Source organism: Neorhizobium sp. DAR64872/K0K18, from assembly GCF_050500175.1.
GTDB lineage: Bacteria > Pseudomonadota > Alphaproteobacteria > Rhizobiales > Rhizobiaceae > Neorhizobium > Neorhizobium soli.
The window spans coordinates 413,633-428,021 of sequence record NZ_CP191445.1 but is presented as its reverse complement, the minus strand read 5'-3'; the positions used below and the strand labels follow the sequence as shown (position 1 = coordinate 428,021).

Below are 14,389 nucleotides of genomic sequence, written 5' to 3'. Positions count from 1 at the left end.
CAGCCTCCTATCGCTTCTTCCAGGCGGTCCGGCTTTCCATCCAGCGGGCGAAGACCACCATCGGCAGGAAAATCACCAGATAGGCGACAACCGACATGGTGAGCGGCGTGGCACTGCCGGAAAAACTCTGCGCCGTCGTGGCGCTCGACAGGATTTCCGAAACGCCGATGGCCGAGCCGAGCGCGGTCATCTTGGTGATGGCAAGCACGCGGTTGACGAGCGGCGGAATGGCAAGACGGACAGCCTGGGGCAGCGCCACATAGGCAAGCGTGCGGGTAAAACCGAGCCCGGTTGCGATGCCGGCCTCCCATTGGCCCTTCTCGACAGACGAGAACCCGGCCCAGAATATCTCTTCGGCAAACGCTGCAAGGGTCGCCGCCAGAACGAGGAAAAGAACCATCGGGCCGGACAACTGGATGCCGATCGAGGGAAAGCCGAAATAGAGGATCAGGATGACGACCAGAGGCGGCAGGGCGCGAAAGATGTCGGCGTAGCAGATGATGAAGAAATTGAGCGTCTTGACGCCATAGCTGCGCAGGCAGGCGAGCGCGAGGCCCGCCAGGATGCCAGCCACGATCACCGCCGCGGCAATCTGCAGCGTGACCCAGATTCCGGCAATGATGTCAGGCGTATATTTCGCCATCACCACCGGGTTGAAGAAGGTCTCGAGGAACCGGTCCATAGCCGTTACCCGGAAACGCGCGAGAGAAAGGCGCGGGTGCGATCGGCCTTCGGGTTGCCGAAAAGCTCGTCCGGCGTGCCCTCTTCGACGACGACACCGCCATCCATGAAGATGACCCGGTCCGCGGTCTCGCGGGCAAAGCCCATCTCGTGGCTGACGACGACCATCGTCATGCCCTTGGATTTGAGGTCTTTCATCACCTTGAGGACGGAGCCAACCAGTTCCGGATCAAGCGCCGAGGTTGGTTCGTCGAACAGCATGACCTTCGGGTCGAGTGCCAGCGAACGGGCGATCGCCACGCGCTGCTGCTGGCCGCCCGACAGTTCACCGGGATAGGCATCCGCCTTGTGTGCGAGGCCAACCTGTTCGAGCATATCCATGGCCCGCGCATCCGCCTCGACCTTGGAACGCTTCAGCGCCTTGCGCTGCGCAAGAGTGACGTTCTTGAGGACACTCATATGCGGGTAGAGGTGAAAACCCTGGAACACCATGCCGATCTGCAGCCGCATCCGGTCGAGATCGCGGCGGGTGCCGGCCATGATATTGCGGCCATTGACGATGATGTCGCCGGAAGTTGGCTCCTCGAGCCGGTTACAGCAGCGCAGCATCGTGCTCTTGCCGGAACCGGATGGCCCGATGGCGAACACGAGTTCGCCCTCTGCGACCCTCAGGTCGATCTTCTTGAGAACGGTGGTGGTACCGAAGCGCTTTTCCAGCGCGACGACTTCGAGCATTGGGCGATTGGCCATTGTGGCACCTCCGGCAGGCACGATGCAGGCAGCTTTGCCGGCCAACCGCGATCTCCGATGGGAGAAACGATCGGCGCGGCTGCCGCATCCTGTCTGATCAAGGGGGAGGGCAGGCGACTGAAGCGCCTGCCCATGCTGCAGAACGTTACTTCAGGTTATCGCAGGAGGCCTGGTGGGCGTCGTCCTTGTAACCGTCGAAGCCGGGCGTCCCGAAACCCTTGGTCGGGGTGACGATCGTGGTGCCAGCTTCTGGCGTGACGCCGAACCACTTGACCGAAAGCTTCGCCATCGAGCCGTCGAGCTTCAGGCATTCCATCGCACGATCGACGAGATCACGGTTCTGCCCGTCTCCCTTGCGGAAGGAAAGGGCCCAGACGAGGCCGGTTTCGTATTCGAAGGAGAGTTTCAGGCGCGGGTTCTTCTTGACCGCCCATGCAGCGGCAGTGTTGCCGGCAAGGTTGGCATCGGCACGCCCCGCGATAACGGCTGCCACGGCGTCGGTATTGGTGCCGTAGCTTTCGACCTTCCAGCCGAATTCCTTTTCCTTCTCCCGCAGGAAGCTATCGTAGGCGGAGCCCTTGTTGACGGCGATCGTCTTGCCCTTGAAGTCTTCAAGCGTCTTGTACTCAGGCGCATTGGCGGGCACGACGAAGCCGAAATTGGTATCCATGAAGCCTTCGGTGAAGAGAAGGTTCGCGGCGCGCTCCTTGTTCACGGTGACCGGTGCGACAAGGAAGTCATAGGTGCCGGCCTGAAGTGCTGGGATGAGGCCGGAGAACTGCGCTCCGGTCAGATCGACTTTCTTGCCCAACCGTTCACCGATCAGGTTTGCCATATCGACGTTGAAACCCTCGATCTTGCCATCGAGGGTGGGCATGGCGTGCGGCGCGAATGTCGCGTCGATCGCGGTCTTGATCGTGTCTCCGAGGGAGTAGGCTGGCGTGCAGGCAAGCAGAGTAGCTAAGCCGACAGCGCCGGCCCTGATAAATGGTTTCATCGATGTTCTCCTACTGGCGGCTCCAGGCCTTTGCGGCCCTTGTTATAGCCAGTGTTCCACCGAACCTGCTGCGCTGCAATATAATTGATTATTATAATCGAACTAGAATTATACGGTTTCCAAATAGTGATTGTGTCGATGGTCCTCGTTGTCGCAGCCGGTCAACGGCGCATATTGCGTCAGCTCTGAAGAGGCTGAGGCTCTTTCGGAAGAAGTTCGCCTTCGATGCGGTAGTGCAATCCATCCGCGCGGTAGTCCACGTTGGCGACGCCGTTGAAATAGGTCGGCACAACGCGCTCCATCAGGCGGGAGCCGAACCCACGCCGCGTCGGTTCGCTCACGGCCGGCCCCTTGCTTTCGATCCATGTGAAGGCAAAGCCGTTTTCGCCGGGCGCCGTCCAGCGGATCTCGACCTTGCCGTCGGCCGTGCTGAGCGCGCCATATTTGGTGGCATTTGTCGCAAGTTCATGGATTGCCAGTGCCAAACCCATGGAAGGTTGTGCTTCGAGCACCATCGGAGGCCCGAAGATATCGAAGCGGTCGGGGCTGTCCTGGTGCGGTTCGACGGATGTCCGTACAATCGTCTCGACATCTGCTGCGGACCAGTTCGTTGCCGTCAGCGTATCCTGTGCCCGGGCAAGTGCGTCGATGCGGGCCGACGCCATTTCACCGGCAAGCTTCACGTCTGTCGCATTGCGCAGGCTCTGGGATACGACGGCTTGAACCATCGCCAGCGTGTTCTTCATTCGGTGGGACAATTCGCGCTGCAACACACGCTGTTGGCGCTCCCGTTCCTTTTGCTCGGCAAGAAGGCGCTGCTGTTCGCGCACCAGATCTTCGCTGCGCAGGCGTTCTTCCTGAAGATCATCAACCGCCTTGTGCATGACCTGGATCAGCAGAATGTCCACGATGACCACGCACGCGTAGAAGGTCAGAGCCACGAGGACCGACCCGTTGATCTCGAACATCGCAAACGGCGGTATAAACCAGTACCAGGCAGCCACGCCACAGGCCACGGCGCAAACGGCCCCGGGCCAGACGCCCGCCAGAAACGTCGTCAGGATTACCGCGGGGAAGAAGGTCAGATACGGGAAGCCCGGCGGCAGGAGATGGTCGCAGAGAAACCGCGCGTAGAGCGCAAGCCCGAACGCTGCAACCGCCACTCCCCAGCGCTTTCCCGGGGAAGCGCGGACGTGGTCGCTCATCTCGAACAATTGCATACGTAAGGGCTTCATTCCAAGTGGGTTCCCGCGGCGTTGCTTGTTCTTGGCTTGTTCGGGGTGTTCCGTCAATCAGCAACTAGAAAGGTACGTAATGTCCGACGGGATAAGGGACAAGTTTGGCAACACCGGTGAAAGCACGGCGTATGCGGACAACAAACGTGACGAGCACGTTGAGGCATCAGAGGCGCGATATGCGGGGACAGGAGGCGCTCCGCGAGACTGACAGATCGTCAGCCTCCGACGCGGGGTTCTGACAAAAATTCGCGGGCCCACAGTACGGGCCCGCGCTATCGTCGATCAAGTCAAACCGTAAAGCCTCAAGGCCTTCGCGCCGCCAGAATGAGCCGCTCGAAGAACTTCAGCTGCTCGTCGCAGGTCTGGGCGACCGTCTCAAATATCAGCCGGTCTTCCCGCCGGATTGCCGCAATCTTCTTCGTCAGGGCCGAAATCACCCTTGCCGGCATCTTGGCAATGGTCATCGCAATCGCCTTCGGTCCGGCTTCGAGTTTGGCGATACCGAGATGGCCTGCTGCAAGCTGCAGCCTGGTTGTGCGCAACAACAGCAGCGTCTCCTGCGGCAACTCGCCGAAGCGATCCTCGAACTCTTCTTCCAGATCATTCACGTCGCGCTGTGAGGATGCCCGCAGAAGTCTGGCATAGAGATTGAGCCTGACAGCCGGATCCGGCACGTAATCCGCCGGTATCGTGCCCGCGACGTCGAGATGCAGGATTGCGCGCTTTCTGGTGGCCGAAAGTCGTTTTCCCAGTTTCGCGACGGCACGCGCGAGGAGCTTCTGGTAAAGGCCAATGCCGATGACCTTCATATGCCCAGCCTGATCCTCGCCGGCGATGTCGCCCCCGCCGCGCAGATCGAGATCGCGCAGACTGATCGCAAGCCCGGCGCCCAGGCGGTCGTTCTCTACGAGTGTCAAAAGCCGCAAGCGCGTTTCCTCGGGCAGTTCTGCACCTTCTTCCGTCAGAAGCGTGGTCATGCCCTGCGCGCCTCCACGGCCGACCCGTCCACGCAACTGGTGCAGCTGGGCCAAACCGAACCGCTCCGCATTCCAGATGAACATCGTATTGGCGCGCGGCACATCGAGGCCGTTTTCAATAATGTTGGTGGCGAGAAGGACATCGCCATCGCCGTCCGCGAAACCGACGATCGCTTCGTCGATCGTCGCCGCCGGCATCTTGCCATGCGCGACCTTAACCAAGAGCTCGGGAACAATCTTGCGCAGGATCGCCTCGACGGCTTCGATATCCTCGATGCGCGGCACCACGACGAAGCTTTGTCCGCCCCGGCGGTATTCTCGCATCAATCCGGTGCGCATCGATGCGTTGTCGAATGCTGCAAGCGATGTGCGAACGGGTCGGCGCCGGGCGGGCGGAGTCGTCAGGAGGCTGACCTCCTGAACTCCGACCATTGCCGACTGCAAGGTGCGTGGGATAGGTGTTGCCGACATGGCGAGCGTGTGGAGGGTCGGCGCGAGCGCGCTCATGGCCCGTTTATCCTTGAGCCCGAACCGATGTTCCTCATCCACGATCAAAAGCCCGAGATGCGCAAAGCGCACGTCTTTTGCAAGGATCGCATGGGTCGCGACGATAACGTCGATTTCACCCTCGGCCAACGCCGCCTTGACCTGCTTCGCCTCGCTTGGCTTGACGAGCCGTGACAACATTCCGACAGAGATGCCTGTTCCTTCGAAGCGTCGCTTGAAGGTGGCGAAATGCTGACGTGTGAGAACAGTCGTCGGGGCGATGACGACCACCTGGCCGCCCGCTAGTGCTACCGCTGCTGCGGCGCGCAGTGCGATCTCTGTCTTGCCGAAGCCGACATCGCCGCAGACAAGGCGGTTCATGGCATGCCCGGACGCGAGATCGGAAAGCGTGGCCTTGATGGCTTCGGCCTGATCTGGTGTTTCGGCGAAAGGGAACCGTCGGGTGAAGGCTGAAAATTCGGCGCGGGGAGGAATGAACGTCTCGGCCGGCGAGGCCTGCCTGTGCTTTGCGATGGTCGAAAAATGACGCGCCGTCGATTTGATGTCCGCGACAATCTTCTCGTGCTTCTTTTGCCAGGCGTCGGTGTGAAGACGATCGAGCGAGACCGCCTCGGGTTCGGAACCGTAGCGCCACAGCTTTCCGAATTCTTCCATCGGAACAAGCACGGAAGCACCTTCGCGATATTCCAGACGGGCAGCGTCACGCGCGACGCCTGCAACGGCGATGCTTTCCAGATTTTTCAAAATTCCAATGCCGTGATCTTCGTGGACGACGACGTCGCCGATCCGAAGCTCTGGTTCGGCAAGAAAGGAAGTTGCACTTGAAACATGTCGGTGTTCATCGCCCGCGGCGATGACAGCAACATTTTGCGCGACGTCGAGGAACCCGTGATCGAGGGCGCAGGCGAGCTTCAAAAGCGCGCCGGATTCGGCGTCCATCACCTTCGTCCAGCTGTCGACGGACCGAGGCGATACACCAGTTGCTTTCGCGACACGGCGGCAAAGCGCCTCTGATGCCTTGCCATGCCCGGAGATTACAACCTTCATTCCATCGCCCAGGCGTTCCTGTGCAGATTTGACCAGTGCCTTGCGCGGGTCCGCATCAGACGCCCCGGAAGGCAGTTCACCCCCTTGTTCGAGATCCAGTGCGCTGGTCTGCACGCCGGTGAAGCGCTGTTCCCACTCCTCGCTGTCAAGATAGAACGAGCAAGGAGAGGATGTTCCGGTCTTACCGAATTCCGTGCGGGACTGGCGGGCGTCGTCGATGATTTCCAGATTCCGTACGACCCGGTCTGCTGCGCCCGGAGCCGCAGTCAAAGCGGCATTGCCGAGGATATCGAAAACCGTCACCATGTCCGGGTAGAGGCGGGAAAGCTGGCGCTCCATCGTCTCAGATTTTGGAGTAGGGGCTACCGCAATGACGTCTGCGAGTATGGCTTCGGATGCCGGACCGAAGCTCAACCGTTCAAGGTAGCTCTCGGTTCGCTGCGAGACGCGGTCAAACCCACGCAATTCGGTCACGTGGTCGTCTTCCGACAGGACGATGCGCATTGGGCCCGGGGCGCCGGCGGGATAGATGTCGATCATCCCGTCGCGCACCGCCAGTTCGCCGGGATCGTCGGCAACGCCCTCTTCCACATAGCCTGATCGTCTGACGAAATTCAGGAATGCCTCGCGATCGAATGGCTGGCCGACCACCAGTTCGATCTGGCCATCTGCGATGACCCCCGCCGGCGGAATGCGCTGCAGCGTCGCGTCGATCGATGTCAGCAGCAGTCGCGGCGTGTCGCTTGGCCTGGCCCATATCCGCAATGCGTCCATGCGTCGACCCATGCAGTGCCGCGAGGGCGGAACCCGATCATAGGGAAGGCAGTCCCAAGGCGGCAGAACAATGAATTGGACCGAGGGAAAGAGCGCTGCCATGGCATCCGCTATTTTTTGCGCAGCATTTTCGCTCAATGCCACGTAGCAGAGCGAACGACCGGAGCTCCGGAGCGATGCCTCAAGCCGGGTTGCCACCAAACCCGGCGGCAGTTTCAGATGCGGGCTCTGTTCGGATGCGGGGAGGGGAGAGGGGGCGTTTTCATTTCGGAACTCAACGATACTCACATGAACCTGCCATTCTCGCGTCAGCAATTTTATCAGGCTGCAAGAACTTAGTTTGTCGCGCCCTGTTCCCTTCGAACTATGCGTTTTCTCTTCACGCGGTCAGGCCGCTATGGCGGTGAGACATCAGCGACCGGATGCCGCGTTGCCGTGCACGGAACAGGTCGATGTCGAGCGGGTTATTCGACCTCACGGATAGGAGAACCATGTGAAAGTGTTCATTTACGGCACCCTGAAAAGAGGCTTTGCGCTTCATGATAAGGGGCTTGGGAATTCGGAATATATCGGGGATGTAGTGACGGTCGAGCCCTACCCCCTGTTGATAGCAGCACCATTCTACGGACCGATGATGCTCGAACAACCGGGAACCGGTTTGCAGGTGACAGGGGAGTTGTTTGAAGTCCCTGAAGACGATCTGCCGGTTCTGGATAAGCTGGAAGACGTGGGTGAAGAGGGCAGTTTCCGGGCAATGCTCAAGGTTCAGGCATCGGGTGGCGGTCTCGTTCATGACGCCCTTGTCTTTTTGAAAGACGAGAACTGGCTCGACCCCATCCATTCCGGTTTCCTGTCCGCCTATAACGACCGCAGATTTATCCCGCCATGGGACCGGTAACGACAAGACAAGAGGGACGTCACGATGCGCTACGAGGCAAAGCCCGGCGATGTCAGCCTATTCGAAAATGAAAAAGCCGGCCACGAGCGCGCACCGGACCACCGCGGCTATTTCATCGCTCACAGAGATATCAAGGCCGGAGAAAAGATCGAAATGGTGCTGTGGGCCGGAAGGCCGAACAGTTCACGCTCATTTGGTGGCAGACTATCCGACGACCAGAAGGCGAGCGCGTCAGCGGTTCCCGACCCGGTTGATCTGTTTGGCAACCCTTTGCCAAAGCCACCGAAAGCGTGACGCTACGTTCTCGTTCGATTTGACGTCTCAAACCACGGCTGTGCTCTCGCTTCGCGTCTCGGTGGAGGAACTATGGCTCCGGTTGCTGGTTACGGGGCGAGTCAACGAGAGAGATACAGTGATGAAATTTGGACTTCTTGGCGTCGCGTCGGTCGCGACCGCGGTATTCTTGAGCAGCGCAGCCTATGCACAGCAGGGCGATGGAACCGAAGTCCAGATCACGACCAACGTGTTCAAGCCGAACAAGATTCCGGCAACCGCGGAACGGATCGCCACCTTGAAGGCGCCGGAAGGTTTCACCGTTGAGCCTTTCGCCCAGGGTCTCGGAAACAGCCGCATCATCGCCGTGTCGGATAAGGGCTATATCTATGTCAGCCGCCGCGAGGAAGGCGAAGTGCTGCTGCTGAAGGACGAGAACGGCGACGGCAAGGCCGACGGCGCTCCGGTGAAAGTGGCAGCGCGTGCGCAGGCCCACGGTCTGGCAATCAAGGATAACAGGCTGTATCTCGTCACGGTCAAAGAGGTGTTCGTCGCGGACATCAAGGACGACGGCACGGTCGGGCCACTTGAAATGATCATTGGCGATCTGCCGGATTCCGGACAGCATCCCAACCGCGTCATGGAGTTCGGTCCTGATGGCATGCTCTACATAAGCGTCGGTTCCACCTGTAACGCCTGCAACGAAAGCAATGCCGAAAACGCAACGGTGCTCCGGGCGACCCCTGATGGCAAGAGCCGCACCATCTTCGCGTCCGGCCTTCGCAACACGATCGGCTACGACTGGAACCGCGAGACCGGTGAACTTTGGGGGCTCGACCATGGCATCGATCTCCTCGGTGATGAGGTGCAGGCAGAAGAGCTCAACCTCATCGAACAGGGAAAGCAATATGGCTGGCCGCATGTTTACGGAGCAGGCGACATCTATCCGCAGTCGACACCGGTCGGCGGGGTGACCAAGGAGGAGTGGAAGGCGCAGAGCGATCCGATGAAACTCGGCTACACGGCACACGCAGCCCCCATGCAGATGAAATTCTACAGCGGAACGTCGTTTCCGGCCGAGTTCTCGGGCGATGCGTTTGCAACCATGCGCGGATCCTGGAATCGTAACCCGGCATCCGGATACGAGATTGTTCGCATTCACTTCGAAAATGGCAAGCCGAAATCCTTCGAACCTTTCGTCACCGGCTTCCTCAGCGATGGTGGCAAGACGCATTTTGCACGACCGGTCGGACTGGCCGTCGCCAAGGATGGCGCCTTGCTGATGGCCGACGATGCAAACGGTGTCATCTACAGGGTGGCTTACACCGGCGACGCGCAAAAGGCACAAGCGCAGCCCGCTGCGCCCGTTGAACCTATGAAGGCGCAGGCCGCCAAAGGTATCGATGTGCCACTTGCCATGGATCGCCCGGAGACCAAGACGGAAGGCAGCGTATCCGTCTCGTCCTCGTCTTTCGACAACGACGAACTCATGCCGCAGCGTCATAGCGAATATGCCGAGAGTGTCTCACCGGCGATCAGCTGGAAGGCCGTCCCGAAGGCCGCGTCCTACGCGATCATCGTAGAGGATCCAGGCTCCTCACCAACCAAGCCGTTTGTTCACTGGCTGGCGTGGAATATCCCGGCAACGGTGACGTCCCTGCCGGAAGGGTTGCAGGAACAGCTCCGCCTCGTCGAACCGGAAGGCGTCCTTCAAGGCCGCAACACATCCGGCAGTCACGGCTATTTCGGACCAAAGCCGCCGGCCGGCGACCCGGCGCATCACTATCACTTCCAGGTTCTTGCGCTTGACGAGATGCTGGCTCTTCCCCCGACATCCGACCGGGATGCTCTTCTCGCCGCAGTGGCCGGTCATGTGATCGGCAAGGGTGAGATCGTGGGTCGCTACCAGCAGAAGGTCGATCCTGCGAAGAAGTAAGGCTTCGTCCGATCACGCCCCGATACAACGCTCAGCAGTAGACGATGTTTTTATAGGAGGAGGCCGTACTGGAATCAGGCGGCCTCTTCTTCGATTGCGAGGTCTCGCAACAGGGTATGGATCTGCTCGCCGCTCAGCCGGGACGGATCGAAACCGCTTGACGAGCCGACGTCGGCGAAGCGCTTTGCGTGGGCTTCGGATGTCCCGATAAAACCCATTGCCCAGTTCGGGAAATACCGATGGCTGATCGGGTCCACGGCCAGCAGCGAAACTTCGCCATGGCGTTCGTCCTGCTGGATGCGCTCGAATGCGGCTTCCACCCGCTCGAGCGGACCTTCCAGAACCTGGGCGAAGCAGCCCGCGTTGAACAGAAGCGCCCCGGTGATCTCGTCACGGAGATTGTTCACCCGACTTTTCGCCAGGATCTCGTCGACGTTTGAGCTAAACGCCGCGCCATCGTCGCCGATCTGGTTGCGGCTGTAGTAGACCAGGCGATACAAGCTGTTATCCATTATCAGTTCCCCTTTATAAAATGTGTTGTGCCAGGAACGCCGGAATCTGATCCGTGCCCATCGGCCGTCCCGTCAGATAGCCCTGCACATGGGTGCAGCGTTCGCCACGAATGCGCGCCAACTGTTCCGCCGTCTCGACGCCTTCAGCCGTGATCGACATCCCGAGGCTCGTCCCGAGACTTGCGATTGATCGCAGGATCGCCTCGCTGTCTGCGTCGTCACAGGCAACAAACGAGCGATCGATCTTCAGTTTGTTGAACGGAAACTTCTGCAGGTAGCTCAAGGACGAATAGCCAGTGCCGAAATCGTCCATGGAGATTCTGACGCCAAGTGCGCGCATGGCATTCAGCGTCTGGATGACGTTATCTGTGTCATCGAGTAGGGCGCCCTCGGTAATTTCGATTTCCAGGCGATGGGCTGGCAATCCCGAGTGCCTTAGCGCCGATGCGACCGTTTCCAGCAGTGTGTCCGCTTTGAACTGAAGCGGCGAGACGTTGACGGCGACGATCATATCATTCGGCCAGGACATGGCCTCCAAGCAGGCTGTGCGCAAAACCCATTCGCCGATCTTGACGATCAGGCCGTTTTCCTCTGCAAGCGAGATAAAGGAAAGAGGCGGGATGTTGCCTTTGACGGGATGTTCCCAGCGGAGCAGGGCCTCAAAGCCATCCACGCGTTTGGTCGAGACATCGAGGAACGGCTGATAGTTCAGCTTGAACTGCTTCAGGGCCAGCGCGCGGCGGAGATCGATCTCCATTTCCCGACGTCCGAGGAGTAGAGCGTCCATCCCGCTTTCGAACATGCGGTAACGTCCGCGCCCGGCCTTCTTTGCCTCGTAGAGAGCAAGATCACCGTTGCGGAGAAGGTCGTCTGGCTGGAGCGCATCAGCGCCAAAGGCGACGCCGACGCTTGCGCCGATATTGATTGTGTGACCGTTCAGAACATAGGTGCGGCCGACAAGGTCCACGATCCGCGAAGCGAGTTTTTCGGCCGCAGCAAGATCATCGACATCATGCTGGAGGATCACGAACTCGTCCCCGCCAAGACGCGCAACGACATCGCTTTTGCGGCACGCGGCCTTGAGGCGGTCGGCCACCTTTTTCAAAAGAAGGTCGCCTGTTGCATGTCCCAGCGTGTCGTTGACCATCTTGAAGCGGTCAAGATCGAGGCAGTGGACGGCGATCGATGAAGATTTAGAACCGTTATTCAAAGCGGACGACAGGTGCGACAGCAAGGCGTTCCGCTTGGCAAGGCCCGTCAGTTCGTCGACATCGGTCTTGATGGCGATGCCCTGGTTCTGCGATGCAGGTCGCAGGTCAACGAGATACTGCCCATCGTCGAAAGAGACGAACGCGGCATCGAAGCTCTCACCGCTATGGATGGACGTGACTGAAACCGGGGCGCAGCTGGTGTCGGGCAGGTCTGTGCCCAGGCCCGTAAAAAGCGCGTGGACGGCGCCCCCGGGAAATGCGCCGAATGAGACTTCGCTCGCCTTGTTGGCGTAGACGACGAGACCATCGGATCCGACAACCAAGACCGGGCGCGGCAACATCTCTAGTATTTTCTCGGTGTTGAGAAGCTGAAACGGATGAGGTTCCAATGTGTGGAGGATAGACGTCACAGCGTTCATGGTTGGTTACCGTTCGGAGTTGACCGAGAGGTAATCCGCAAACGTTTCTAGGCAATGGATGCCAAGCCCCGGGACATGACTGTTTGTCGAGAGAGGGTTATCGATTGCTAAAGATGGACTGATGGCGGCAGGAAGGGCACGCCGCGCAGGATGCTCGCCTCTACTTCCGGCAACCTGAACGTGAGACTACCCAACCTAGATTAGGTAATAGGAATATATTATTGATTAACGCTTAAATGTATTTTTACAAAGGCTTATTCTTGTTTTTTGCCAAGTCTTAATTACTAATTTAATAATTGTTTGCGATGAAGGTTGACCAATCACCTGTATTGCAAGGCTTCGTAATGTTCGATTTTTTCGGCGCAAACTCTAATCAAATCCTTTCAGCCTTAGACCTGTCCTTCGCGATCATCGAGTTCGATACCGAAGGACGCATATTGCGAGCCAATACAAACTTCTGCGATCTGATGGGATATAGCGAGCAGGAGATTATCGGTCAGCATCACCGGATCTTTGTCGACGGAGATTACGCTGCAACGCCGGAATACAAAGCCTTCTGGAGCAAGCTTAAGGGCGGCACGTTCGAGTGCAGCGAATTCAAGCGCATTGCGAAAAACGGCCAGGAAATCTGGATCCGCGGCAATTATAATCCGGTGAAGAATGCCAGCGGCAAGGTCTTGAAGATCATCAAGTTTGCTAACGACATCAGCGAAACAAAGATGAATGGGCTCGACAGCGCGGCCAAACTTTCAGCTGTTTCCCGCGCGCAGGCAACCATCGAATTCACGCCCCAGGGTGAAATCCTCACCGCCAACGACAACTTCCTGTCGGCGCTCGGATATTCCTTGAACGAGATCGTGGGTAAGCATCACCGGATCTTTATGGACCCGACCGAAGCGGCATCCCCGCAATACACGCAGTTGTGGGAGCGCCTGCGCGGCGGCGAATATGTTGCCGACGAGTTCCGCCGCATCAGCAAGGACGGCCGTAGCGTTTACATCCAGGCTTCCTACAACCCCGTTTTCGATCCCAGTGGCAAGGTCATCAAGGTCGCCAAGTTTGCCACCGATGTTACCGGCCGGGTCGAGAACGTCGAGCGCCTCGCAGAAGGCCTGACGCGTTTCGCCGATGGTGACCTTTCGCAGCAAATTGCAAAGCCGTTTATTCCATCACTGGAGCGCTTGCGGACCGACTTCAATGCGGCGTCGCAGAAGCTGAAGCAGGCCATGGTGATGGTTGCCGAAAACGCGAAGGCTATTTCGGCCGGTTCCAATGAGGTTCGCACATCGGCGGACGATCTGGCGAAGCGGACCGAACAGCAAGCCGCATCGGTCGAGCAGACCGCAGCTGCTCTGGAAGAGATCACCACGACCGTGAAGGATTCCAGCCGACGTGCCGAGGAAGCCGGCCAACTGGTTGCCCGCACGAAGGAGCATGCCAACCATTCCGGTGACGTGGTGCGTGAAGCGATTGGTGCCATGGACCAGATCGAAGCGTCGTCGAAGGCAATCTCGAACATCATCGGCGTGATCGACGAAATCGCCTTCCAGACCAACCTGTTGGCGCTGAACGCCGGTGTTGAAGCGGCGCGCGCAGGGGAGGCCGGAAAAGGCTTTGCCGTCGTTGCGCAGGAAGTGCGGGAACTCGCGCAGCGCTCTGCGACAGCGGCGAAGGAAATCAAGACACTCATCACGGCCTCCAGCACGCATGTCGGAAACGGCGTCTCGCTGGTCACGAAGGCAGGCGCCGCCCTTCGCGAGATCGCGACCCATGTCGAAGGTATCAACGGCGACATCACCGCGATCGTCGAAACGTCACGCGAACAGTCCACCGCGCTGACCGAAATCAACCGTGCGATCAACACGGTCGATCAGGGCACACAGCAAAACGCCGCGATGGTCGAGCAGCAGACAGCTGCGAGCCATGAAATGGCAAGGGAAGCGGCCGCGCTGTTCCAGTTGCTCGAACAGTTCAATTTCGACAACGATCGGGCCCCGGCCCAGACATTGCAGAAGCGCAATCCGATCGCCCATCGCCCCGTCGCTTCAAGACCGGTCGCACAGCCCATTTCGGATCGCCCTGCAGCCGTCGCAATGCCGCGCAAGATCGCTAACGCCTCGTCTTCCGCTGCCCTGGCGGTTGCGGACTGGGAAGAATTCTGAGTTAACA

At 59.1% G+C, this 14,389-nt stretch carries 11 protein-coding genes; 4 read left to right on the top strand and 7 right to left on the bottom strand.

The genetic code is table 11. The features are described 5' to 3' along the window. Window positions 1-7: 7 nt before the first annotated feature. From ACQY1P_RS01940 to ACQY1P_RS01920, 5 genes are all read right to left on the bottom strand, one after another. Entirely contained in the window at window positions 8-682 is a 675-nt protein-coding gene (locus tag ACQY1P_RS01940; protein ID WP_430253717.1) for an amino acid ABC transporter permease, read from the bottom strand. Between the two features lie 5 nt (window positions 683-687). Then, window positions 688-1,431 (bottom strand): amino acid ABC transporter ATP-binding protein, encoded by a 744-nt coding sequence (locus ACQY1P_RS01935; RefSeq protein WP_430253715.1) that lies wholly within the window; start codon window positions 1,429-1,431, stop codon window positions 688-690. A gap of 145 nt (window positions 1,432-1,576) precedes the next feature. Then, complete coding sequence (locus tag ACQY1P_RS01930) at window positions 1,577-2,428, bottom strand: transporter substrate-binding domain-containing protein (protein ID WP_430253713.1); 852 nt, start codon at window positions 2,426-2,428, stop codon at window positions 1,577-1,579. Between the two features lie 179 nt (window positions 2,429-2,607). Then, window positions 2,608-3,663, bottom strand: a complete 1,056-nt coding sequence (locus ACQY1P_RS01925) for a sensor histidine kinase (protein ID WP_082471784.1) — start codon at window positions 3,661-3,663, stop codon at window positions 2,608-2,610. A gap of 305 nt (window positions 3,664-3,968) precedes the next feature. Further along, a complete protein-coding gene (locus ACQY1P_RS01920; protein ID WP_430253711.1) occupies window positions 3,969-6,971 on the bottom strand; it encodes a DEAD/DEAH box helicase in 3,003 nt (1,000 codons plus the stop codon). Between the two features lie 493 nt (window positions 6,972-7,464). Between ACQY1P_RS01920 and ACQY1P_RS01915 the strand changes: the two genes are divergently transcribed. From ACQY1P_RS01915 to ACQY1P_RS01905, 3 genes are all read left to right on the top strand, one after another. After that, on the top strand, window positions 7,465-7,869 hold the full coding sequence (locus ACQY1P_RS01915; protein ID WP_325264835.1) for a gamma-glutamylcyclotransferase family protein: 405 nt from the start codon (window positions 7,465-7,467) through the stop codon (window positions 7,867-7,869). 24 nt (window positions 7,870-7,893) lie between these two features. Beyond that, on the top strand, window positions 7,894-8,163 hold the full coding sequence (locus ACQY1P_RS01910) for a hypothetical protein (protein ID WP_092663136.1): 270 nt from the start codon (window positions 7,894-7,896) through the stop codon (window positions 8,161-8,163). A gap of 121 nt (window positions 8,164-8,284) precedes the next feature. Next, a complete protein-coding gene (locus tag ACQY1P_RS01905; protein WP_430253709.1) occupies window positions 8,285-10,078 on the top strand; it encodes a YbhB/YbcL family Raf kinase inhibitor-like protein in 1,794 nt (597 codons plus the stop codon). Between the two features lie 74 nt (window positions 10,079-10,152). Here the strand turns inward: ACQY1P_RS01905 and ACQY1P_RS01900 are convergent, their stop codons facing one another. Together ACQY1P_RS01900 and ACQY1P_RS01895 are read right to left on the bottom strand one after the other, a co-directional pair. After that, entirely contained in the window at window positions 10,153-10,590 is a 438-nt protein-coding gene (locus ACQY1P_RS01900; protein WP_062459555.1) for a BLUF domain-containing protein, read from the bottom strand. 13 nt (window positions 10,591-10,603) lie between these two features. Then, window positions 10,604-12,142: a putative bifunctional diguanylate cyclase/phosphodiesterase gene (locus ACQY1P_RS01895; RefSeq protein WP_430253707.1), complete on the bottom strand. Its 1,539-nt coding sequence runs from the start codon at window positions 12,140-12,142 to the stop codon at window positions 10,604-10,606. Window positions 12,143-12,564: 422 nt separating this feature from the next. Here ACQY1P_RS01895 and ACQY1P_RS01890 point away from each other — a divergent pair, with 422 nt between their 5' ends. Then, complete coding sequence (locus tag ACQY1P_RS01890) at window positions 12,565-14,382, top strand: methyl-accepting chemotaxis protein (RefSeq protein WP_430249777.1); 1,818 nt, start codon at window positions 12,565-12,567, stop codon at window positions 14,380-14,382. Window positions 14,383-14,389: the final 7 nt, after the last annotated feature.

Bases quoted from the DNA above. Each gene is read 5' to 3' on its own strand.
- ACQY1P_RS01940 (WP_430253717.1), bottom strand. From the start codon at position 682: ATGGACCGGTTCCTCGAGACCTTCTTCAACCCGGTGGTGATGGCGAAA.
- ACQY1P_RS01935 (WP_430253715.1), bottom strand. From the start codon at position 1,431: ATGGCCAATCGCCCAATGCTCGAAGTCGTCGCGCTGGAAAAGCGCTTC.
- ACQY1P_RS01930 (WP_430253713.1), bottom strand. From the start codon at position 2,428: ATGAAACCATTTATCAGGGCCGGCGCTGTCGGCTTAGCTACTCTGCTT.
- ACQY1P_RS01925 (WP_082471784.1), bottom strand. From the start codon at position 3,663: ATGAAGCCCTTACGTATGCAATTGTTCGAGATGAGCGACCACGTCCGC.
- ACQY1P_RS01920 (WP_430253711.1), bottom strand. From the start codon at position 6,971: ATGGACGCATTGCGGATATGGGCCAGGCCAAGCGACACGCCGCGACTG.
- ACQY1P_RS01910 (WP_092663136.1), top strand. From the start codon at position 7,894: ATGCGCTACGAGGCAAAGCCCGGCGATGTCAGCCTATTCGAAAATGAA.
- ACQY1P_RS01905 (WP_430253709.1), top strand. From the start codon at position 8,285: ATGAAATTTGGACTTCTTGGCGTCGCGTCGGTCGCGACCGCGGTATTC.
- ACQY1P_RS01900 (WP_062459555.1), bottom strand. From the start codon at position 10,590: ATGGATAACAGCTTGTATCGCCTGGTCTACTACAGCCGCAACCAGATC.
- ACQY1P_RS01895 (WP_430253707.1), bottom strand. From the start codon at position 12,142: ATGTTGCCGCGCCCGGTCTTGGTTGTCGGATCCGATGGTCTCGTCGTC.
- ACQY1P_RS01890 (WP_430249777.1), top strand. From the start codon at position 12,565: ATGTTCGATTTTTTCGGCGCAAACTCTAATCAAATCCTTTCAGCCTTA.